We start from the raw sequence: 21,410 nt of genomic DNA, 5'->3' as shown, positions 1-21,410 counted from the left end.
TGTCGTACGGCAGGTGTTACGGGCGACGGATCGCGTCGGCGGCGGCCGTGGCGGCGGGCCCGGCGGCCAGCTCGGTCTCCAGCAGCTGCTTGCCCAGCAGTTCGGGGTCCGGGAGCTCCATCGGGTACTCGCCGTCGAAGCAGGCGCGGCACAGGTTCGGCTTGGCGATGGTGGTCGCCTCGATCATGCCGTCGATGGAGATGTACGCCAGGGAGTCGGCGCCCAGCGAGGTGCCGATCTCGTCGATGGTCATGCCGTTGGCGATGAGCTCGGCGCGGGTGGCGAAGTCGATGCCGAAGAAGCAGGGCCACTTCACCGGCGGCGAGGAGATCCGGATGTGGACCTCGGCGGCGCCCGCCTCACGGAGCATCCGGACCAGGGCGCGCTGGGTGTTGCCGCGGACGATCGAGTCGTCCACGACCACCAGGCGCTTGCCCTTGATGACCTCCCGCAGCGGGTTCAGCTTCAGGCGGATGCCGAGCTGGCGGATGGTCTGCGAGGGCTGGATGAAGGTGCGCCCGACGTAGGCGTTCTTCACCAGGCCGGAGCCGAAGGGGATGCCGCTGGCCTCCGCGTAGCCGATGGCGGCCGGGGTGCCGGACTCCGGGGTCGCTATCACCAGGTCGGCCTCGGCGGGGGCCTCCTTGGCGAGGCGGCGGCCCATCTCGACGCGGGAGAGGTAGACGTTGCGGCCGGCGATGTCGGTGTCCGGGCGGGCCAGGTACACGTACTCGAAGACGCAGCCCTTGGGCTTCGCTTCCGCGAACCGGGAGGTGCGCAGACCGTTCTCGTCGATCGCCACGAACTCGCCCGGCTCGATCTCGCGGACGAAGCTCGCGCCGCAGATGTCGAGGGCGGCGGACTCGGAGGCGACGACCCAGCCGCGCTCCAGGCGGCCGAGGACCAGCGGGCGGATGCCCTGCGGGTCACGGGCGGCGTAGAGGGTGTGCTCGTCCATGAAGACGAGGCTGAAGGCACCCTTGACCTGCGGGAGGACGGTGTGCGCGGCCTCCTCGATGGTCAGCGGCTTGCCGTCCTCGTCCACCTGGGCCGCGAGCAGCGCCGTCAGCAGATCGGTGTCGTTGGTCGCGGCGACGCGGGTGGAACGCCCGTTGGTGTCCTTCGGCAGGCCGGCGACCATCTCGGCGAGCTGGGCGGTGTTGACCAGGTTGCCGTTGTGGCCGAGCGCGATCGAACCGTGCGCGGTGGCGCGGAACGTCGGCTGGGCGTTCTCCCACACGGAGGCGCCGGTGGTCGAGTAGCGGGCGTGTCCGACCGCGATGTGACCCTGGAGCGAACCGAGCGAGGTCTCGTCGAAGACCTGGGAGACGAGGCCCATGTCCTTGAAGACGAGGATCTGGGAGCCGTTGCTGACCGCGATTCCCGCGGATTCCTGGCCCCGATGCTGGAGGGCGTAGAGCCCGAAGTACGTGAGCTTTGCGACCTCTTCGCCCGGAGCCCAGACACCGAAGACGCCACACGCGTCCTGGGGGCCTTTCTCGCCGGGGAGCAGATCGTGATTGAGTCGACCGTCACCACGTGGCACGGCACCGAGTGTAGGCGAGGTCGACCACTGGTCCGAATTGGGGATGCGCGGCCGTTGTGGATCACTGGGCCGCCACGGCCGTGACGCGCACGCCGTTTTCGCTGGTCAGCGTCAGGGTGCGGTGATCGATGCGCCAGCTCACGGTGGAGTCGAAGAGCCGCAGCAGCCGCTTCTCGACGTCCATGAGTGAGGCGTCGCACATCATTCGGGTGGTGGACGCGCGCCCCAGGGCGATACGTCCGCCGCGGACCGTGGCCCCGGCGGTGACGCGGTTGCAGCCGAGGCTGCCGGTGACCTTGCCGGAGGCGCGGCCGAGGACGAGGTACGCCCGGGCGCCCTGGGGCGGGGAGACCACCGCGTGGCCGGCGCCCAGTGCCGTGACGTTCCAGCGGGTGCTGCGGAGGGGGGCGTCCTGCTCCCGGGCGTGGGACGCCCGGTCACCGTCCGCGGTGGTGCGCGTGAGCCGTTCACCGGTGAGGTCGTCGGCGCTCAGGTGCACGCCGGTCACGGCCTTCACGTCCGGGGCCGCGGAGTCGCCGCCGGGCCCGGCGCCGCCCGTCCCGCTGCCGCAGGCCACCGCGAGGGGCAGCACGGTCAGGACGGCGAGGGTCAGTCGCTGAGTGTCCATACGGATGGGACGGGAGGGAGGTGCGACCGGTTCCACCCGATCTGTCCCTTTCGGCGTACGGCCGCTTCGGCCAGAGCCGCTCAGCGCATCAGCGGCAGCAGTCCCGCGAGGTCGGACCGCTCCCCGCTGGCCCTGACCTCGGCCGCCTCCACCGCGTCCCGCCACGCCGTGCGCCCGGTCGCCAGCCGGACCCAGGTCAGCGGGTCGGTCTCGACGACGCTGGGCGGGGTGCCGCGGGTGTGCCGGGGGCCCTCGACGCACTGGACGACGGCGTACGGCGGAATGCGCACCTCGGTCGACCCGCCGGGTGCCCGGGCGGCGAGCGTGTCGGCCAGCAGCCGGGTGCAGGCGGCGAGGGCCTGGCGGTCGTGGGGCACGGCGAGCCCCGGCACGGCGGCGTTCAGGTCGTCGGTGTGGACGACGAGCTCGACGGCGCGGGTGACCAGGTAGTCCGTGAGCGGAAGGGCGCCCGCGGGGGTGGCGAGCAGCCGGGTGCCGGGGTGCTCGTCGAGGCGGGTCCGCAACCGCTCCTCGACCGCGCCGAGGTAGGCGTCGAGGTCCGGGTTCTCCTCGGCGAGCCGGTGGGCGTGCTCGGCGAGGGCCGCGGAGGCCGCGCCGGTGGTGGAGGGCCAGTCCAGCAGCGTCACGTCCTGCCGGAGGGGCTCCGGACGGCCGAGGGCCCGGTCGACCGCCGAGAGCGCGGCCCCGATGTGCGCGACCAGCTCCCGTACGGTCCAGTCGCCGAGCCGGGTGGGCAGGGCGAGCTGCTCGGCCGTCAGCCCGCCGACCGCCTCCCGCACCCGCGCGAACTGGGCGCACACCGCCTCCCGCGTCCTGACGGGGTCGTACGTCCTGGTGCGCTTCTTGGCCGGGGGCATGGCGGTGAGCCTAGTCGGCGCGCCGGCCGCTCCGTGCTCTGCGCGGGGCCGGGGTGCCGGTCACGGGGAGCCGGCCACGGCGGTGGCCGGACGGCACGACGGGCAGGGCCCCGCCCGTGCGCCGGGTGGGGCCCTGCCCGTGCGCCGGGTGGGGCCCTGCCCGTCGTACGACCGCCTACTTGAGCAGCGCCGGGATGGTGTTCTCGTGGGCCTCGCGCAGCGCGGCCAGGGGGAGCGCGAACTCGCCCTGGACCTCCACCGCGTCACCGTCCACGACACCGACACGGGTGGCGGGCAGACCGCGCGCGCCGCACATGTCGTTGAAGCGGACCTCCTCCGAGCGCGGCACGGCGACGATGGCGCGCCCCGCCGACTCGGAGAAGAGGAAGGTGAAGGCGTCCAGCCCGTCGGGCACGACCAGGCGCGCGCCCTTGCCGCCGAGCAGCGCCGACTCGACCACGGCCTGGACCAGCCCGCCGTCGGACAGGTCGTGCGCCGAGTCGATCATGCCGTCGCGGGAGGCGGAGATCAGGATCTCGGCGAGCAGCCGCTCCCGTTCCAGGTCGACCTTGGGCGGCAGACCGCCGAGGTGGTCGTGGATCACCTGCGACCAGGCCGAGCCGCCGAACTCCTCGCGGGTGTCGCCGAGGAGGTAGAGCAGCTGCCCCTCCTCCTGGAAGGCGACCGGGGTGCGCCGTGCCACGTCGTCGATGACGCCGAGGACGGCGACCACGGGGGTCGGGTGGATGGCGGCCTCGCCGGTCTGGTTGTAGAGCGAGACGTTGCCGCCGGTCACCGGGGTGCCCAGCTGCAGACAGCCGTCGGCCAGGCCGCGCACGGCCTCCGCGAACTGCCACATCACCGCCGGGTCCTCGGGCGAGCCGAAGTTCAGGCAGTCGGAGACGGCGAGCGGCTTGGCGCCGGTCGTCGCCACGTTCCGGTAGGCCTCGGCGAGGGCCAGCTGCGCGCCCGTGTACGGGTCGAGCTTGGCGTACCGGCCGTTGCCGTCGGTGGCGAGGGCGACACCGAGGCCGGTCTCCTCGTCGATGCGGATCATGCCGGAGTCCTCGGGCTGGGCGAGGACGGTGTTGCCCTGCACGAAGTGGTCGTACTGCGAGGTGATCCACTTCTTGGAGGCCTGGTTGGGGGAGGCCACCAGCTTCAGGACCTGGTCCCTGAGCTCCTCGCCCGAGGCCGGCCGGGGCAGCTTGTTCGCGTCGTCGGCCTGGAGCGCGTCCTGCCAGGACGGGCGGGCGTAGGGGCGCTCGTAGACCGGGCCCTCGTGCGCCACCGTGCGCGGGTCGACGTCGACGATCTTGCCGCCGTGCCAGTAGATCTCCAGGCGGTCGCCGTCGGTCACCTCACCGATGACGGTGGCGATGACGTCCCACTTCTCGCAGATCTCCAGGAAGCGGTCGACCTTGCCCGGCTCGACGACCGCGCACATGCGTTCCTGCGACTCGCTCATGAGGATCTCCTCCGGCGAGAGCGTGGAGTCGCGCAGCGGTACGTCGTCCAGGGTGACGCGCATGCCGCCTGAGCCGTTGGAGGCCAGCTCCGAGGTGGCGCAGGACAGACCGGCCGCGCCGAGGTCCTGGATGCCGACGACCAGCTTCTCCTTGAAGGCCTCCAGGGTGCACTCGATGAGGAGCTTCTCCTGGAAGGGGTCGCCGACCTGGACGGCCGGGCGCTTGGAGGGCTTGGCGTCGTCGAAGGTCTCGCTCGCCAGGATCGACGCGCCGCCGATGCCGTCGCCGCCGGTCCGGGCGCCGTACAGGATGACCTTGTTGCCCGCGCCGGAGGCCTTGGCGAGGTGGATGTCCTCGTGCCGCATCACCCCGACGCAGCCCGCGTTGACCAGCGGGTTGCCCTGGTAGCAGGCGTCGAAGACGACCTCGCCGCCGATGTTCGGCAGGCCGAGGCAGTTGCCGTAGCCACCGATGCCCGCGACCACGCCCGGCAGGACGCGCTTGGTGTCGGGGTGGTCGGCGGCGCCGAAGCGCAGCGGGTCCACGACCGCGACCGGGCGGGCGCCCATCGCGATGATGTCGCGGACGATGCCGCCGACTCCGGTGGCCGCGCCCTGGTAGGGCTCGACGTAGGAGGGGTGGTTGTGCGACTCCACCTTGAAGGTGACCGCGTAGCCCTGGCCGACGTCGACGACGCCGGCGTTCTCGCCGATGCCGACGAGGAGGGCGTCGTTCTCCGGGGCCTTCTCGCCGAACTGGCGCAGGTGGACCTTGGAGGACTTGTACGAGCAGTGCTCGGACCACATCACCGAGTACATGGCGAGCTCGGCGCCGGTCGGGCGGCGGCCCAGGATCTCCACGACCCGCTCGTACTCGTCCTTCTTCAGGCCGAGTTCGGCCCAGGGCAGCTCGACGTCGGGGGTCGCGGCCGCGTGCTCGACCGTGTCCAGAGGCGTCCGGCTCATGCGTTGACCAGCTTCTTGAGGATCGAGGTGAAGAAGGGGAGACCGTCGGTACGACCCGTACCGATCAGCGGCTCGACGGCGTGCTCGGGGTGCGGCATCAGGCCGACGACGTTGCCGGCCTCGTTGGTGATGCCGGCGATGTCCCGGAGGCTGCCGTTGGGGTTGCCGTATCCGTCGGCGGCGTCGCCGTGGACCATGTACCGGAAGGCCACCCGCCCCTCGGCCTCCAGCTTGTCCAGCGTGTACGCGTCGGCGACGTACCGGCCGTCCATGTTCTTCAGCGGGATGCGGATCTCCTGGCCGGCGGTGTAGTCGCTGGTCCAGGCGGTCTCCGCGTTCTCCACCCGAAGCTTCTGGTCGCGGCAGACGAAGTGGAGGTGGTCGTTGCCGAGCATCGCGCCCGGGAGGAGGTGGGCCTCGGTGAGGACCTGGAACCCGTTGCAGATGCCGAGGACCGGCAGTCCGGCCCTCGCCTGCTCGATGACCGTCTCCATCACCGGCGAGAAGCGGGAGATGGCGCCGGCCCGCAGATAGTCGCCGTAGGAGAAACCGCCGGGCAGGACCACGGCGTCGACCTGCTTGAGGTCCTTGTCCTTGTGCCAGAGAGCGACCGGTTCGGCTCCCGCGAGACGGATAGCGCGCTGGGTGTCCCGGTCGTCGAGGCTGCCCGGGAAAGTGACGACGCCGATACGAGCGGTCACTTCGCGGCCTCCGCGACTTCCTCCACCTTGACGGTGAAGTCCTCGATCACGGTGTTGGCGAGGAAGGATTCGGCAAGATCGTGAATGCGGGCGAGCACGGCCTCGTCGACCGGCCCGTCAACTTCCAGTTCGAATCGCTTTCCCTGGCGGACGTCGGAGATGCCTTCGAAACCCAGGCGCGGCAGTGCGCGCTGCACCGCCTGGCCCTGGGGGTCGAGGATCTCCGGCTTGAGCATGACGTCGACTACGACGCGTGCCACTGGCACTCCCGGTGTGTGGTGCTGAGCAGGTCCCTTCAGACTACCCGCACAAAATTTCTACGCGGGTAGATTCGTAGGAATCTACGTGATGGCCATCACGATCCGGCATCGGAGCGCGGACTTCGTGAAAAGTTCTGGGAAAGTTCAGCGTTCGGTGCGGGACGCCGTATTGCCCCCGGACACGCGGACAGATTTAGTCGGACTTCACTTTGCAATGCCCGGCACTGTACAAATGAATTGGCAACAGCCGATACTTTTCCCGATAACAGGCGGACAGCCGACATCTCCGAACGTCTTCGCACGTCATCGCGGAGCGCGTGGCAGCAGAGGTGTCGCACGAAGGGACCGATATTCGTGGCGCAGCGTGTCGTGGTCACTCTCTTTGACGACATCGACGGCTCGGAAGCGGCGGAAACGATCGCCTTCGGACTCGACGGCAAGTTCTACGAGATCGACCTGAACCAAACCAATGCCAAGAAACTGCGTAAGGCGCTCGAGCCGTACGTGGAGGCCGGCCGCAAGCGGTCGAAGTCGGGCAAGGCCTACCGGCAGACGGAGGTCGCCCCGGACCCCGCGGCCGTCCGGGCCTGGGCCCAGGCCAACAAGATGGAGGTGCCGGCGCGCGGCCGGATCCCCAAGCGGGTCTACGAGGCGTTCTCCGCGGCCCGGTGACGGAGCCGCCCCTCGCGCCCGCCCTCCCGGAGCGCCGGGAGCCCCTCACGGCGCGTGCTCAGGGCCCGTCAGCGGGCCCTGGCGTCAACCGACTTGCGCTACCCCCCTGCTGATCAGCTAATGTCTGGAGCACGCCGAGGGGCGAGGCCGAAAGGCCGGAACCCACGGAGTACATGCGGGTGTAGTTCAGTAGTAGAACATCCCCCTTCCAGGGGGAAGGCGCAGTGTGCGATTCCTGTCACCCGCTCTGCACCGCCGGTCCCGACCACTGATGTGGATCAGGTAGGCTGGTGCTCGCGCCGATCGGTGGGAGCCGGTCGGAGGCAATGCGGACGTAGCTCAGTTGGTAGAGCGCAACCTTGCCAAGGTTGAGGTCGCGAGTTCGAGCCTCGTCGTCCGCTCGGGATGAAGACCCCGGTCCATGGGATCGGGGTCTTTTTCGTTTTCGAGCCGGGGGCATTTCCCTGCCACCGAGTGAGTACCCACGAAGGCGACGCGCGCGATGTGAACGTCGCCACATCCCCGCCCGCGGGGCGACGGGCTGAGGCACCCGCCGGCGCCCCTCATCCTCCGTCAGCTCGCCGGGATCGTCCGCGCGGACTCCCGGGAAAAGCGCCGCCTCGTTCGGGAGTTGGCCGGCCGCCCCCCGTCCTCGGAACCCGCCGCGCCGACCGCGCGCCACCGCGGACCGCGCCGGACGACCGGCCGCCTGCCGCGACCGGACCGAGGGCCGGGAAGCGGCGCACGGCGATGCGGCTCGCACGTGCCTGAGGTTGGGTATAGTTGGCCTCGCGCCACGGCGCACTGCGGACGTAGCTCAGTTGGTAGAGCGCAACCTTGCCAAGGTTGAGGTCGCGAGTTCGAGCCTCGTCGTCCGCTCCACAGCGAAGGCCCCGGTCATCCCGACCGGGGCCTTCGGCGTTCCCGGGCCCGGCGGTGACCGGGCCGCCCACGGGCCCGGTCACGCGGAGGCCGCTAGGACCAGCTCATCCCCGTCAGCCGCTCGTACGCCTCCACGTACTTCGCGCGCGTCGCCTCGACGACGTCCCGCGGGAGCGGCGGCGGGGGCTGCTCGCTCGCGCGGTCCCAGCCGGACTCGGGCGAGGTGAGCCAGTCGCGGACGAACTGCTTGTCGTACGACGGCTGCGCACGGCCCGGCTGCCACTGGTCGGCCGGCCAGAAACGGGAGGAGTCCGGGGTGAGCACCTCGTCGGCGAGGACGAGGGTGTCCCCGTCGAAGCCGAACTCGAACTTGGTGTCCGCGAGGATGATCCCGCGGTCGCGGGCGATGTCCCGGGCCCGGCTGTAGACGGCGAGGGTCGTCTGGCGCAGCTGGGCGGCGGTCTCCGCGCCGACCCGGCGGGCCACCTCCTCGTAGGAGACGTTCTCGTCGTGCTCGCCGACCGCGGCCTTGGTGGCCGGGGTGAAGATCGGCGCGGGAAGCTCGGACCCGTCCTCCAGGCCCTCGGGCAGGGCGAGGCCGCAGACCGTGCGGGACTCGGCGTACTCGGCCAGGCCCGAGCCGGTGAGGTAGCCGCGGGCCACGCACTCCACGGGGACCATCCGCAGCGACTTGCAGACCAGGGTGCGGCCCGCCCAGTCGGCCGGGGCGCCCTCGGGCAGCTCCGAGCTCAGGACGTGGTGCGGGACCAGGTCGGTGAGCCGTTCGAACCACCACAGGGAGAGCTGCGTGAGGATGCGGCCCTTGTCGGGGATCTCGGTGGGCAGCACCCAGTCGTAGGCGGACATGCGGTCGCTGGCGACCATCACGAGGTCGCCCGCCTCGTTCCGGTACAGCTCGCGCACCTTGCCGGTGTGCAGATGCACCAGGCCCGGAACCTGGATCGGCTCGGGCTTTTCGACGAATCCGGACACGGTTCCTCCCCGTGGTTCTGTCCAAGTGGCTCGATTCTCCCGTATGGGGAGGATCGGACTCGGGCTGGGGTGGGTCGGACGGGGGCGGACGAGACCCGGAGGGCTCGCTCAGTCCCGTTTGCAGATGCGGTCCAGCAGATTGGCGGTGGCCCGCTGGATCCGCGCGTCGACGTGCCCGGGACGGTCCAGCGACGGCGACCAGGCGAACGTCCCGGAGGCGAAGACCAGGGCGCCGGAGGGGGCCCGGTAGAGGGACGTCTCCTGGTGGCGCAGGACGCCCTCGCCGTCGGTGTACGGGGAGTGGGCGAGCAGGATGCGGTCCTGGTGCGCGGGGAGCGGGGTGCGCGGGAAGTAGCGGTCGGCCTCGCCCGCGACCAGGCCCTCGATGCCGTCGCCCTCGTGCGCTCCGGTCGACTCCCACAGCCAGTGGTCCGCGTTCCGCACGATCAGGGGGCGCGGCTCGGGGACGCGGCCGGCGTACTGGATGCCGACGAGCTGCTGCTCGGGCCGGTCGATCTCCCGCCACAGCACGGGCCGGCCGGGTCCCTTGCGCTTGCGGCAGGTGAGCAGGCGGTCCAGGACCCCGGACGGGGAGGGGCCCAGCTCCACCTGCCAGTACATGGTGTTGGCGGAGAGGAACACCAGGGACGTGCCGTGGTCGCGGGCGCGCTCGACGGTACGGCGCATGGCGACCGACCAGTACTCGTCGTGCCCGGGGAAGACGAGGCCTCGGTAGCGGGCGGGGTCGATCCGGCCGGAGTGCAGGTCGCGGGCGTCGGCGTAGGCGAGGTCGTAGCCGTAGCGCTCGGCCCAGCGGATGAAGTCGTAGGCGTGGCCCACGTGCAGCGGCAGGCCCGCGCCCGCGTACGGGCGGTCGAAGGAGACCGTGGTCGCGGCGTCGGCCTCGCCGAGCAGCCGGCCCTTGCCGTCCCAGGCGTGGTAGAGGCTGGCGCCGGTGCGGCCGTCCTCCGGGTAGAGGTTGTAGGCCTGCCAGGTGATGTCGGGCAGGAGCAGGAGCAGGTCCGCCGGGCGCTCGTCCCGGACGGTGAAGGGCACGTGCGAGCGGTATCCGTCGGCCGTGGTCAGGACGGCGACGTACGCGCCGATGCTCCAGTACGAGGGGACCTGTAGGCGCCAGGACAGCCACCAGTGGTGGCAGGAGACCGTGCGGTCGGCGGCCAGCGGCGGGGGCTGGACGATGCCGGACAGACGCGGGCTGGTGGTGATCTTGGCCGCGCCGTCGCCGCCGTAGTGGCCGATGCGGTAGACGTCCACGCCGAACTGCTGGGGCGGGTCGACCGTGACGTGGAAGTCGATCGCCTCGCCGGGCGCGACGGCGCCGGTGGAGGTGAAACCTTTGATCTGGCGGTGCACGTCGTCGGCCGAGCGGGGGTCGCCGGAGGCCCGGGGGGCCGGAACGCGCGGGGCGCCGGCCGCGGACTGCGGCGCCGGGTCGACGTACCAGGGGACGACGTGGCCGGTGTCGTCGAAGTAGGTCTCGCTGCCGCGCAGCCAGGGGACCGGCCCCTGGCCGAAGGGGTCCGTCACGGCGTGCGCGAGTGCTCCCGACTCCCAGCGGCGGATGTGCTCCGACCCCATGGCGTCCCCTCCCTCGTGCCCCCGTGGTCAGTCGTCGTGTACCGGTGGGTACCCGTCGGTGCCTGCGGGTGTCCGCTCGTGCCCTGCGGTTCCGCCGGCTCTTGCCTGCGGTTCTGTCGGCGTCCGGCGGCGCGCCCCCGCTCGTCCGTCGTCGGTGCTCGCCGTCGTCCGTCGTCCGTGGCCGTCGGTGGTCGCCGTCCGACGGCACGGGACGTCGTCTGTCGGTTCGTGTCGGCGTCTGCCACTGTCTGTCTGTCGGCGGATGCCGCGTGTCGTATGTCGCGCGCGTTTGCCAGGCGCGTGTTCGGTTCCAGCACATCACATGACGCACGCATGTTGTCACTATTCGTTGCGTATTGGCCGAAAGTGGAAGCGGGGGGTCCGGTAGGCGGGGCGTCGGCTCCGCCGTCGTCCCAGCTCAGCCGAGCCGGACGGGCTTCTCCGGGCGTATGCCGAGATCGCTCAGCCAGGTCCGCAACGGGCCCGGATCGCCGTCCTCGACCAGGGCGAGGACCTTGGAGCCGAGGTCGGCGGCCCGCTCGCCGCCCAGCATCAGGGCGGGGCCGTCCAGCCAGTCGAGGCCCGGAGTCGCGCCGGCGGTGTCCATCGCGGCACAGCACACCATCGCGGTGACGTGGTCGGCGAGCAGGTCGCGGCCGGTGCGCGGGGGCTGGAGCGGGAACAGCGGCAGGGCTCCGTCGTCCCAGGGCGTGAGGTCGGGAGCCGGGCTTTGGCCCGCGCCTTGGGGCGAGGCCGCCGCGCGGGGCGGAGCGGCCGCCTCCTCGCGGGCCAGCTCGGCGCTGAGCCCCGCCGCGAGCGCCGCGCTCCGCTCGCTGCCGAACTCCGCCGTGTCCTCCTCCTCGGTCCCGCGCGTCCCCGCCGCGGGCGCGGTGCCCGACGCGGCGCCCGGCTGGACGGCGGGGGCGGCGCCCGGCGTGGCAACGGGCCCCGGAGCGGCGGCGCCGGGCCGGCGCGCCTCCGCGTCGGACGGGGCGGCGGGCCCGAGCCCGTGAGCGCCGGCCGCGAGAGCGCGGGCGTCGCGGCCGGGACGGTGAGCGGGGGCCTCTGTCGCGAGCCCGTGGTCACGGGGGCCGGGCCCGTGAACGTCGGGGCCGAGTCCGTGGTCGTCGGGGCCGTGCGGGGCGGCCGCCAGATGGTCCAGGACGCGGTCCAGGGTCGGGCCGTGCGGATTCGCGGCCGGGGGCACCGGGGCACGGCGTACGCCCAGGCTGTCCAGCACCCGGTGCAGCCGGGCCGCGTCGGCGCGCCACTTGCGGTCGACGACCTCCTCCGGGTACGCCTCCCAGTCGACCGGCGACCAGTCCGGCCCGCGCTCGGCCGGGCCGCCGTGGAAGAGGCGGGCGGCCAGCAGCGAGGCGGCCTCGTCCACCGTCCCGGGCTCCTCGAGCAGGTCGCAGGCGGGGCGCTCGCCGAGCCGGGAGGCGAAGCCCTCGGCCAGGCGGTCCCGGCGGGACAGTTCGGTGAGGGCCGCGACCACGCCCGCGTCCAGCCGCGCGGGCCAGCGGCCCATGCGCCAGGCGGGCAGCGCGACCCGGGTCAGCAGCCGGTCCCAGCCCGCGTACGCAAGGCCCACCTGTTCCTGCGCGACGATCCGCAGCCCGTAGTCGACGGTCTGGGCGCGCTCGGCGGCGGCGGAGGCCACCCCGCGCTCCATCTCGGTGGCGTGCTCCCGGCAGCCGCGCAGCAGCAGCCGGGCGACGCGGCCGAGCGCCGCGCACACCCCGCGGGACAGCCGACAGCGGCCGGGCGTGGCGGCGACGGCCACCGCGGCGTCCAGACCGCGGACGAAGCGCCGGGCGGCGGCTATGTCCGGGTGCGCCGAGGGTCCCGTACCGGCGACGACCGGGGCGAGGACGGCCCGCAGCTCGCCGACCCGCATCCACCACAGGAACGGGGAGCCGATCACCAGGACCGGCGCGGCGGTACGGCGCGGCCGGGCCAGGGACAGACCGCGTATGCCGTCCGGCTCGTCGTGGACCTCGCGCGGGGGAGGGCCGTGGGCCGGGTGGGTGCGGTCCTCCAACCAGCTGTCGCAGTCCGGCGTGAGCGCTATGGCGGAGGGGGCGGGGACGTCGAGGCGGTCGGCGAGGTCGCGCACCAGCCGGTACAGGTCCGGGGCGGCCTCCTCGGGGATCGGGACCGTCGGAGTGGTGGCCGGGCGGGCCCGGGCGACCACCAGGCCGACGCCGGCGGCGGCGAGCAGGACGACGACCGCCACCGCGCCCACGATCCAGCGGGCCACGTCCCAGCCCCGGCCCACGAAATGGCCGGTGGAGTCGCCCGCGAGCAGCACCACGGCGACCGCGGCGGGCAGCAGGGCGACGGCCAGCGCCCGGCTGCGGACGCGCAGCACGGCCAGGGCACGCGAGCGCGCGGCCTGCGCACCGATCTCCACACCCGTACCGGTCACGGCCGGACGTCACCCCCTCCCGACTGTCCTGGTGTTGCTCACTCCCCCACTGTGGCACCCGCCACCGACATCGCAATGCCGGTGGGCCAAGTGCCGGAACGCTTGCGCCGCACCCTAGTTGGGGCTGCGGCCCACGTCAGCCGGATAGAACATCGGTCACTCGATGGAATGGCTTTGGTCAGAGCTGGGCGACCGAAAGCAACGGTCAGGCCCCGGATCTCGTCCGGGGCCTGAGGGCGCGTGCGGTGTGCGTATGTGGTGCCGGTTGCTGGTGCGGTGCCGGGTGGGGCGCCGGGGTGCGGTGGCGCTACGCGCCCGCCGCCGCCTTCGCCGCGATGTCGGTACGGTGCTGGGAACCGTCGAGGCCGATGCGGGCCACGGCGGTGTACGCGCGGTCGCGGGCCTGGGTCAGGTCCTCGCCGGTCGCGGTGACGGACAGCACGCGGCCGCCCGCGCTCACGACGGTGTCGCCGTCGCGCCGGGTGCCGGCGTGCAGGACGTACGCGTGCGGGGCGTCCTGGGCGGCCACCTCGTCCAGCCCGGTGATCGGGTCGCCGGTGCGCGGGGTGCCGGGGTAGTTGTGCGAGGCGACGACCACGGTGACGGCCGCGTCGTCGCTCCAGCGCAGCGGCTCCAGGTGCGCGAGGGTGCCGGTGGCGGCGGCCATCAGGACACCGGCGAGCGGGGTCCGCAGGCGGGCCAGGACGACCTGGGTCTCGGGGTCGCCGAAACGGGCGTTGAACTCGATCACGCGGATCCCGCGGGCGGTGATCGCCAGTCCGGCGTAGAGCAGGCCGGAGAACGGCGTGCCCCGGCGGCGCATCTCGTCGACGGTGGGCTGCAGCACGCTGTGCAGCACGTCGTCCACGAGCTTGGGGTCGGCCCAGGGCAGCGGGGAGTACGCGCCCATGCCGCCGGTGTTCGGGCCCTCGTCGCCGTTCAGGGCGCGCTTGAAGTCCTGCGCGGGCTGCAGCGGCACCACCGTCTCGCCGTCGGTGACGGCGAACAGGGACACCTCCGGGCCGTCGAGGTACTCCTCGACGACGACGCTTCCCCGCTGCCCGGCCGGCTGTCCGGGGGTCCCGGAGGCCGTTCCCATGCAGGCTGCCGCGTGCGCCTTGGCGTCGTCGAGGTCACCGGTGACGACGACGCCCTTGCCCGCGGCGAGCCCGTCGTCCTTGACGACGTACGGGGCGCCGAAGGCGTCGAGGGCCGCGGCGGCCTCCTCCGGCGTGGCGCAGACGTACGAACGGGCCGTGGGGACGCCCGCCGCGGCCATCACGTCCTTGGCGAAGGCCTTGGAGCCCTCGAGCTGCGCGGCCTCCTTGGACGGTCCGAAGACCGGGATGCCCGCCGCGCGCACGGCGTCGGCGACCCCCGCGACCAGCGGGGCCTCCGGGCCGACGACCACGAGGTCGGCGCCCAGCCGCGAGGCCAGCGCGGCGACGGCGGCGCCGTCCAGGGCGTCGACCTGGTGCAGCTCGGCGACCTCGGCGATGCCGGCATTGCCGGGGGCGCAGTGCAGCGCCGTGACGTCGGGGTCGAGGGACAGAGAACGGCACAGGGCGTGCTCGCGGGCGCCGCTACCGATGACGAGGACCTTCACGGGGTCAGCCTAACGGGAGGCGGCGGGCACCGGTTGTGCGGGCCGCCGAGGAGCGGGCGACCGGGCCTTCGTACGTTCCTACGAAGGCCCGGTCCCGTGTTCCCTGCCCGCGGCCGCTGCCAGGCACCGCCGCTCGTGCCGCCGCTCGTGTCACTGCCCTGTGCCGCCGCTTCGTCGCCGCGTCACTCCGTCGAGTACTCCTCGACCACGGTCGCGCCCAGTTCGCGCACGATCAGGTCGTGTCCGGAGAGGGCGGACTCGTCGAGGTCGGGGTCGTCGTCCTCGGGGATGTCGTCCTCGGGGGCGACCGGGGTGGGCTCGGGAGCGGAGGGCCGGGGGGCGGCCGGGGCCGACGGGGACGCGGAGGGCGACCGCTCCGCCCGTCCCGTGGACGCACCCGCCGAGGCGGACGGACGGCCGGACGCGGGAGCGTGAGGCGGGGCCTGGGGAGCCGCCGTGCGCGACGCCGCCGCCACACCGCCCCCGCCGCCGTAGCCGCCACCGGGACCGCCGAAGCCCGGTCCGGAGCCCCCGAAGCCGGAGCCGCCGCCCCCACCGAAGCCGCCGGGCGCGGGGGGTGCGGAGCCGCCGCCCGTCGGGTCGACGATCGCCTCGATCTTCCAGTGGACGTTGAACTGCTCGGCCAGCGCCTGCCGGAGCACGTCCTCGCTGCCACTGCCGGCGAAGTTGTCCCGGGCTCCGGCGTTGACGAAGCCGATCTGGAGGGTGGTGCCGTCGAAGCCGGTGACCTGGGCGTTCTGGCTGAGCAGGATCCATGTGAAGCGGCGGCGGTTCTTCACCGCCTCGAGGATGTTCGGCCAGAGCGAGCGGGGGTCGATCCCGCCGCCCGGCGGAGACGATGCGGGTGCGGAGGCGGGCGGCGCCTGGTGCGGGGGCGCCGGTTGCGCGGGTGCGGCATGGGCCGGCGGCTGCTGCCCCTGGGCCGGCGCGCCCGGACCGGCGGGGGGCCGTCCGCCGCCGCCCGGGGCCGTCGCCGTGGGCCAGCCGCCGGGCCGCCGGCCGCCGCCCGCGGGGGCCGCGGTGGGCCAGGCGCCGGGCGCGGCGGGCCCCGAGGGCGGAGCCTGCGGGGACGCGGGAGCGGGGGCGGACGGGGCCGCCGCCGCGGCAGGCGTGTGCGGCTCCTCGTGACGGTCACCGGCGGCGGGCCCGGAGGGCGCCGGTCCGGTGGGCGCCGGTCCACCGGAGCCCGCGCCGGGACCGCCCCCGGGGTGGCCCGATGCGGCCGCTCCATGGCCCTGCGCGGCCCCCGCGGGCCCGGCAAAGGCACCTGGACCACCCGGAGCACCCGGAGCACCCGGCACCTGAGAAGCCGCCGGAGCGTGAGGGGTCGCCGGAGCGCCCGGCGCCGCCGCGGGAGCCCCCGGCGCACCCGACCCCCGTACGGCCGCGCGTGCCGCCGCCGGGCCGCCCCCCGGCGACACCGGAGCGCCCTGAGGACCCCCCGCGCCGCCGTGCGCCTCCGGTCCCGGCACGTAACCCATGGCGGGCGCGCCCGTGCCCGCACCCGCACCCGGGCCCGCGGCGAAGCTCACACCCCGCTCCAGCCGGTCGATCCGGGCCATCACCGACCGCTCGTCGCCGTACGCGGCCGGCAGCAGCACGCGCGCGCAGATCAGTTCGAGCTGGAGGCGCGGCGAGGTGGCGCCGCGCATCTCGGTCAGTCCCTCGTTGACCAGGTCGGCCGCACGGCTCAGCTCGGCCGCGCCGAAGACCCCGGCCTGGGCCCGCATGCGCTCGATGACGTCGGCCGGGGCGTCGATGAGCCCCTTCTCCGCCGCGTCCGGGACGGCGGCGAGGATCACGAGGTCCCGCAGCCGCTCCAGCAGGTCGGCTACGAACCGCCGCGGGTCGTTGCCGCCCTCGATCACCCGGTCCACGACCTCGAAGGCCGCTGCGCCGTCCCCGGTGGCGAACGACTCGACGACGGAGTCGAGCAGCGAGCCCTCCGTGTAGCCGAGCAGAGCGGTGGCCGTGGCGTACGTCACACCCTCGTCGCCCGCGCCGGCGAGCAACTGGTCCATGACGGACATGGAGTCACGCACCGAACCCGCGCCCGCGCGCACGACGAGCGGCAGGACGCCGTCCTCGACCGGGATCCGCTCCTTGCCGCACACCTCGCCGAGGTAGTCCCGCAGGGTCCCCGGGGGCACGAGCCGGAACGGGTAGTGGTGGGTCCGCGAGCGGATGGTGCCGATGACCTTCTCGGGCTCGGTGGTCGCGAAGATGAACTTCAGATGCTCCGGCGGCTCCTCGACGACCTTCAGCAGGGCGTTGAAGCCCTGCGGGGAGACCATGTGGGCCTCGTCGATGATGTAGATCTTGTAGCGGCTGCTCGCGGGCCCGAAGAACGCCTTCTCGCGCAGCTCGCGGGCGTCGTCCACACCACCGTGCGAAGCGGCGTCGATCTCGATGACGTCGATGGAGCCCGGCCCGTTCCTCGCCAGGTCCCGGCAGGACTGGCACTCACCGCACGGCGTCGGCGTCGGCCCCTGCTCGCAGTTCAGACAGCGGGCCAGGATGCGGGCGCTGGTCGTCTTGCCGCAGCCGCGCGGACCGCTGAACAGGTACGCGTGGTTGACCCGGTTGTTCCGCAGCGCCTGCTGCAGCGGGTCGGTGACATGCTCCTGCCCGATGACCTCGGCAAAGGACTCCGGGCGGTAGCGGCGGTAGAGCGCGAGAGACGACACGCTTACGAGGTTATAGGCGCCCACCGACAATGGTCCCGGCCCACGGAACGCAAGCGCCCCCCACGCACCCGCCAGAGCCGACCTACCCTTGCTGCCTTCCGGCCCTGGGGGAGTTCAGTCAGTTAGCGCCGCGTGAGGGGCTGCGCACAGACTACCCGATGCGGAGGGGGCGGAACGAGTTCGCGAGCACTCCTCTCGGTCATGTAATGTTTCCGGCGGAGGATTCGCCTAGAGGCCTAGGGCGCACGCTTGGAAAGCGTGTTGGGGGCAACCCCTCACGAGTTCGAATCTCGTATCCTCCGCCAGTGCCTCACCGGGCACGATGTCGAAGGGCCCCACCGTTCGCGGTGGGGCCCTTCGACGTTGTCCGTCTCAGTTTCCGTCTCAGTTCGTTTTTTCCTCGGAGCCAGGAGGCGTCCAAAGCGCGTCGCCGACCTGCTGGGCGACCTTGCGGAGCATGACTCCCGTCACATGCATGTACCGCGCGCGCATGCGGGCCGCTCCCCCGGGCTCCCAGCCCATGAAGTCGATCACGACGTCCGTGTACCCCGCGGATCAGGAGGACGGTCGCGGCGGTGTCGCGAGCGTCGTCGACACCGCGCCTGACGGCCTGGCGGTCAAGATGCCATGAACACGCCCGCTCCACGGTGTCGGATCGAGCTGGTACACCCCGCCGGCAGCGTGCAGCGCATCGCGAGCACGAGGCGATGAGAAGCGTGCCCCTGCCGTGTCCGGGCGCGTGGGAGACGACGGTGGAGTCGGGCCCGGCGGCGCAGGGCGGAGTACGGCCGACGATGTCGGCGAACTGTCAAACCCGCTGAGTATTTTGGTCCAGACGGCGGCGCCTGGACGGCGCCCGCGGGCGTGACCACCTTGCCGCACCAACTCGGGAAACAGGCGATTCGATCACCATGAAGAACGGCCAGACAGCGCTGACCATGCAGGATGCCATCCTCACCCTGCAGAAATACTGGAGCGACAACGGCTGCATGATCACGCAGCCGTTGAACACAGAGGTGGGAGCCGGTACGGCCAACCCGTCCACGGCGCTGCGGGTGATCGGCCCCGAGCCCTGGAGCGTCGCCTACGTGGAGCCGAGCGTGCGGCCGGACGACTCGCGCTACGGCGAGAACCCGAACCGGCTCCAGACCCACACGCAGTTCCAGGTGATCCTCAAGCCCGACCCGGGCAACCCGCAGGAGCTGTACCTGGGCAGCCTCCAGGCACTCGGCATCGACCTCGGCGCGCACGACGTGCGGTTCGTGGAGGACAACTGGGCCTCCCCGGCACTGGGCGCCTGGGGGCTGGGCTGGGAGGTCTGGCTGGACGGCATGGAGATCACCCAGTTCACCTACTTCCAGCAGGTCGGCGGGGTCACTCTGTCCCCCGTGTCGGTGGAGATCACCTACGGTCTCGAACGCATCCTGATGAACCTTCAGGGCGTGTCCCACTTCAAGGACATCGCCTACGCGCCGGGCATCACCTACGGCGAGGTGTTCGGCCAGAACGAGTACGAGATGAGCCGCCACTACCTCGACGACGCCGACGTCGAGACCAACCACCGGCTCTTCGAGTCGTACGCGTCCGAGGCGCGGCGCATGCTCGACCTGGAGCTGCCCATCCCGGCCTACACGTACGTGCTCAAGTGCAGCCACACCTTCAACGTGCTCGACGCGCGCGGCGCCCTCAGCACCACCGAGCGTGCCAAGGCGTTCTCCCTGATGCGCGGCCTCACGCACGAGTCGGCCAAGCTGTGGGGGCAGCGCCGCGCCGCCCTGGAGTACCCGCTCGGAACGGCCGCCGCGCCGGCCCCCGCCGTGCGGGCCGCGCTGCCCACGGTGCTCAATACCGAGACGCTGCTCTTCGAGATCGGTGTGGAGGAGCTGCCGTACGCCGACGTCCGCGCCGCCTCCGACGCGGTGCGCGAGGCGATCACGAGCAAGCTGGCCGCCACCCGGCTGGGCCACGGCGCGATCACCGCGATGGCCACCCCGCGCCGCATGGTCATCACGGTCGAGAAGGTGGAGCCGCGGGAGCCGGACACCGTCAAGACCGTGCGCGGCCCCAAGGCCGCCGCCGCCTACCGGGACGGCGCCCCCACGCCCGCCCTGCTGGGCTTCGCCCGCAGCCAGGGGGCCGACCCGTCGGACGTGCGGGTCCTCGACGTCAACGGCGTCGACTACGTCGCGCTCACCCGCGAGGCGCCCGGCCGCACGGCGGTCGAGGTGCTCAGCGAGCTGCTGGCCGAGGTCGTGAGCGAACTGCGCTCCAGCCGCAACATGCGGTGGAACGATCCGTCCCTGTCGTTCTCCCGGCCAGTCCGCTGGCTGCTCGCCCTGCTCGGCAGCACGCCCCTGCCGATCGCCGTCTCCGCGCTCGCCTCGGGCACCACCACACGCGTCCACCGCACGGCCCCCGACCCGGCCGTCCAGGTGACCTCCGCCGTCGGCTACGCCCACTTCCTCCAGATGCACGGCATCATGCTGGACCGGCAGTCCCGGCGCGACGCGGTGGTGCGCGGCGCCCACGAGGCGGCGGCGGAGGTCGGCGGATTCATCGACGTGGCCGGCGAGGCCGGACTGATCGACGAGATCACCGACATCGTGGAGTACCCGCACCCGGTGCGGGGGTCCTTCGACGAGGGCTATCTCGACCTGCCCTCGAGCGTTCTGACCACCGTGATGCGCAAGCACCAGCGCTATCTGCCGGTGCTGGACGGCGAGGGGCGCCTCATGCCGTACTTCATCACGTTCGCCAACGGCACCTGCGACGACGACGTGGTGCGGTCGGGCAACGAGGGGGTGCTGCGGGCCCGTTACGAGGACGCCGCCTTCTTCTGGCGCACCGACCTGAAGGTGTCCCCGCAGGACTTCCGCGGCCGACTCGACAAGCTGACCTTCGAGGACCGGCTCGGCACGGTCGCCGACCGCGCCGACCGCATCGCCGCGCTCGCCCGCGACCTGGCCGAACGTGCGGGGCTCCCGCAGGACGCCGCCGCCACGGTGCGTCGCGCGGGTGAGCTCGCCAAGTTCGATCTGGCGTCGCAGATGGTGGTCGAGTTCTCCAGCCTGGCCGGAGTGATGGCCGAGGAGTACGCACGCCGCGCCGGTGAGTCCGCGGAGGTCGCGCGGGCCCTGGCCGAGATGGAGTTGCCGCGCTCCTCCGGTGGCGCCCTGCCCGCCGGCGAAGCGGGCGCCGTGCTGTCGCTCGCCGACCGGTTCGACCTGGTGACGGGCATGTTCGTGATCGGCGCCGTGCCGACCGGAAGCTCCGACCCGTACGGGGTGCGCCGGGCCGCCATCGGTCTCCTCAACGTCCTGCGGAGCGTGCCCGGGCTGGCCGGGCTCCGCGTGGCGGACGGGCTGCGTGCGGCGGCCGAGCGCTACGCCGCCCAGGGCGTCGACGTGCCCGCCGAGCGGCTCCCGGAGGCCGCCGAACTGATCACCCGCCGCTACGAGCAGCAGCTCACCGAGGCGGGGCACGAGCACCGGCTCGTGCAGGCCGTCCTGGTGTGGGCCGACCGCCCCGCGCACGGCGACCGCACCCTGGCAGCGCTGGAGCGCCACGTCGGCACCGAGGCGTTCGAGGGGCTCACCGCCGCGCTCCAGCGCGTGCTGCGCATTCTCCCCGGGGACGGTGCGGAAGGCGGCGCCGAGGCGGTGGACCGCACCCGGCTGACCGCTCCCGCCGAGCTGCGCCTCGCCGAGAGCGCCGAGGCCGTCCGCCAGGCCCTGCGCGGTCGCGAGGACGACCTCACCGCGCTGGTCGAGGTCTCCGCCCCGCTGGTCGCCGCCGTCAACGCCTTCTTCGACGAGGTCCTGGTGATGGACCCCGACCTCGCGGTCCGTGCGGCCCGGCTGGCCCTGCTGGAGGACGTGGCACGTTTGGCCCGCACCACGCTGGACTGGAGCGCGCTGTAGGCCGTACCCCGCACTGGTGAACGCCCGCCGCGCCCCCCTCGCCCATCCGGCCCGGGGGGCGCGGCGCTTCGTCCGGAACCCGTCCCGCCGCCGGCCGCGGCTCCCCGGCGGGGCTCCGGGCGCGCGGCGCGCGCCACCGGGGCGCCGACCGC

The 21,410-nt window shown here is 73.0% G+C and carries 14 protein-coding genes, 4 tRNA genes and 1 other RNA gene; 6 read left to right on the top strand and 13 right to left on the bottom strand.

The features are described 5' to 3' along the window. Positions 1-16: 16 nt before the first annotated feature. From purF to purS, 6 genes are all read right to left on the bottom strand, one after another. Positions 17-1,546 (bottom strand): amidophosphoribosyltransferase, encoded by a 1,530-nt coding sequence (purF, locus tag ACIPM1_RS31100; protein WP_402440316.1) that lies wholly within the window; start codon positions 1,544-1,546, stop codon positions 17-19. Positions 1,547-1,607: 61 nt separating this feature from the next. Beyond that, positions 1,608-2,174, bottom strand: a complete 567-nt coding sequence (locus ACIPM1_RS31095) for an META domain-containing protein (protein WP_402440314.1) — start codon at positions 2,172-2,174, stop codon at positions 1,608-1,610. Positions 2,175-2,254: 80 nt separating this feature from the next. Then, positions 2,255-3,052 (bottom strand): sterol carrier family protein, encoded by a 798-nt coding sequence (locus ACIPM1_RS31090; RefSeq protein WP_402440312.1) that lies wholly within the window; start codon positions 3,050-3,052, stop codon positions 2,255-2,257. 175 nt (positions 3,053-3,227) lie between these two features. After that, positions 3,228-5,486 (bottom strand): phosphoribosylformylglycinamidine synthase subunit PurL, encoded by a 2,259-nt coding sequence (purL, locus tag ACIPM1_RS31085; RefSeq protein WP_356192226.1) that lies wholly within the window; start codon positions 5,484-5,486, stop codon positions 3,228-3,230. Beyond that, positions 5,483-6,187: a phosphoribosylformylglycinamidine synthase subunit PurQ gene (purQ, locus tag ACIPM1_RS31080; protein ID WP_356192223.1), complete on the bottom strand. Its 705-nt coding sequence runs from the start codon at positions 6,185-6,187 to the stop codon at positions 5,483-5,485. Before purQ ends, purL begins: the two co-directional genes overlap by 4 nt. Further along, positions 6,184-6,447, bottom strand: a complete 264-nt coding sequence (gene purS / locus ACIPM1_RS31075) for a phosphoribosylformylglycinamidine synthase subunit PurS (protein WP_020124274.1) — start codon at positions 6,445-6,447, stop codon at positions 6,184-6,186. The genes purQ and purS overlap by 4 nt, the downstream gene beginning before the upstream one ends. 354 nt (positions 6,448-6,801) lie before the next feature. Between purS and ACIPM1_RS31070 the strand changes: the two genes are divergently transcribed. The 4 genes from ACIPM1_RS31070 (at position 6,802) to ACIPM1_RS31055 (ending at position 8,001) form a co-directional block, all read left to right on the top strand. After that, positions 6,802-7,119 (top strand): Lsr2 family protein, encoded by a 318-nt coding sequence (locus tag ACIPM1_RS31070; protein ID WP_356192220.1) that lies wholly within the window; start codon positions 6,802-6,804, stop codon positions 7,117-7,119. A 175-nt stretch (positions 7,120-7,294) separates the two neighbouring features. Beyond that, positions 7,295-7,366, top strand: a tRNA-Gly gene (locus ACIPM1_RS31065). A gap of 81 nt (positions 7,367-7,447) precedes the next feature. Continuing rightward, positions 7,448-7,520, top strand: a tRNA-Gly gene (locus tag ACIPM1_RS31060). Between the two features lie 405 nt (positions 7,521-7,925). Beyond that, positions 7,926-8,001: transfer RNA gene (locus tag ACIPM1_RS31055), tRNA-Gly, on the top strand. A gap of 93 nt (positions 8,002-8,094) precedes the next feature. Here the strand turns inward: ACIPM1_RS31055 and ACIPM1_RS31050 are convergent. The 6 genes from ACIPM1_RS31050 to ffs all read right to left on the bottom strand — a co-directional run bounded on the left by ACIPM1_RS31050 (position 8,095) and on the right by ffs (position 17,483). Further along, positions 8,095-8,994 (bottom strand): phosphoribosylaminoimidazolesuccinocarboxamide synthase, encoded by a 900-nt coding sequence (locus ACIPM1_RS31050; RefSeq protein ID WP_402440309.1) that lies wholly within the window; start codon positions 8,992-8,994, stop codon positions 8,095-8,097. Between the two features lie 108 nt (positions 8,995-9,102). Next, positions 9,103-10,593 carry a N,N-dimethylformamidase beta subunit family domain-containing protein gene (locus tag ACIPM1_RS31045; protein WP_402440307.1) on the bottom strand — a complete coding sequence of 497 codons (1,491 nt, stop codon included), beginning with the start codon at positions 10,591-10,593 and terminating at the stop codon, positions 9,103-9,105. A gap of 418 nt (positions 10,594-11,011) precedes the next feature. Further along, positions 11,012-13,024 carry a hypothetical protein gene (locus tag ACIPM1_RS31040; protein ID WP_402440305.1) on the bottom strand — a complete coding sequence of 671 codons (2,013 nt, stop codon included), beginning with the start codon at positions 13,022-13,024 and terminating at the stop codon, positions 11,012-11,014. A gap of 307 nt (positions 13,025-13,331) precedes the next feature. Next, the gene (gene purD / locus ACIPM1_RS31035; RefSeq protein WP_402440303.1) at positions 13,332-14,630 is read right to left on the bottom strand and encodes a phosphoribosylamine--glycine ligase; all 1,299 of its coding nucleotides are present in this window, start codon (positions 14,628-14,630) and stop codon (positions 13,332-13,334) included. Positions 14,631-14,812: 182 nt separating this feature from the next. After that, on the bottom strand, positions 14,813-17,338 hold the full coding sequence (locus ACIPM1_RS31030; protein ID WP_402440301.1) for a DNA polymerase III subunit gamma and tau: 2,526 nt from the start codon (positions 17,336-17,338) through the stop codon (positions 14,813-14,815). A gap of 46 nt (positions 17,339-17,384) precedes the next feature. Continuing rightward, positions 17,385-17,483, bottom strand: an RNA gene (ffs, locus tag ACIPM1_RS31025) — signal recognition particle sRNA small type. A 72-nt stretch (positions 17,484-17,555) separates the two neighbouring features. Here ffs and ACIPM1_RS31020 point away from each other — a divergent pair. Continuing rightward, positions 17,556-17,643 (top strand) — tRNA-Ser (locus ACIPM1_RS31020). 79 nt (positions 17,644-17,722) lie between these two features. Here ACIPM1_RS31020 and ACIPM1_RS31015 read toward each other — a convergent pair. Beyond that, positions 17,723-17,872 carry a hypothetical protein gene (locus ACIPM1_RS31015; RefSeq protein ID WP_402440299.1) on the bottom strand — a complete coding sequence of 50 codons (150 nt, stop codon included), beginning with the start codon at positions 17,870-17,872 and terminating at the stop codon, positions 17,723-17,725. A gap of 377 nt (positions 17,873-18,249) precedes the next feature. Between ACIPM1_RS31015 and ACIPM1_RS31010 the strand changes: the two genes are divergently transcribed. Continuing rightward, positions 18,250-21,258 carry a glycine--tRNA ligase gene (locus tag ACIPM1_RS31010; RefSeq protein WP_402440297.1) on the top strand — a complete coding sequence of 1,003 codons (3,009 nt, stop codon included), beginning with the start codon at positions 18,250-18,252 and terminating at the stop codon, positions 21,256-21,258. The last annotated feature ends 152 nt before the right edge of the window (positions 21,259-21,410 follow it).

Source organism: Streptomyces sp. NPDC086766 (assembly GCF_044746005.1).
Classification (GTDB): domain Bacteria; phylum Actinomycetota; class Actinomycetes; order Streptomycetales; family Streptomycetaceae; genus Streptomyces.
The sequence above is the reverse complement of the archived record's forward strand: the minus strand, read 5'-3'. Positions and strand labels throughout refer to the sequence as shown.

Coding starts and splice junctions, on each gene's coding strand:
- ACIPM1_RS31045 (WP_402440307.1), bottom strand. CDS start 10,593: ATGGGGTCGGAGCACATCCGCCGCTGGGAGTCGGGAGCACTCGCGCAC.
- purL (WP_356192226.1), bottom strand. CDS start 5,486: ATGAGCCGGACGCCTCTGGACACGGTCGAGCACGCGGCCGCGACCCCC.
- ACIPM1_RS31090 (WP_402440312.1), bottom strand. CDS start 3,052: ATGCCCCCGGCCAAGAAGCGCACCAGGACGTACGACCCCGTCAGGACG.
- ACIPM1_RS31095 (WP_402440314.1), bottom strand. CDS start 2,174: ATGGACACTCAGCGACTGACCCTCGCCGTCCTGACCGTGCTGCCCCTC.
- ACIPM1_RS31010 (WP_402440297.1), top strand. CDS start 18,250: ATGAAGAACGGCCAGACAGCGCTGACCATGCAGGATGCCATCCTCACC.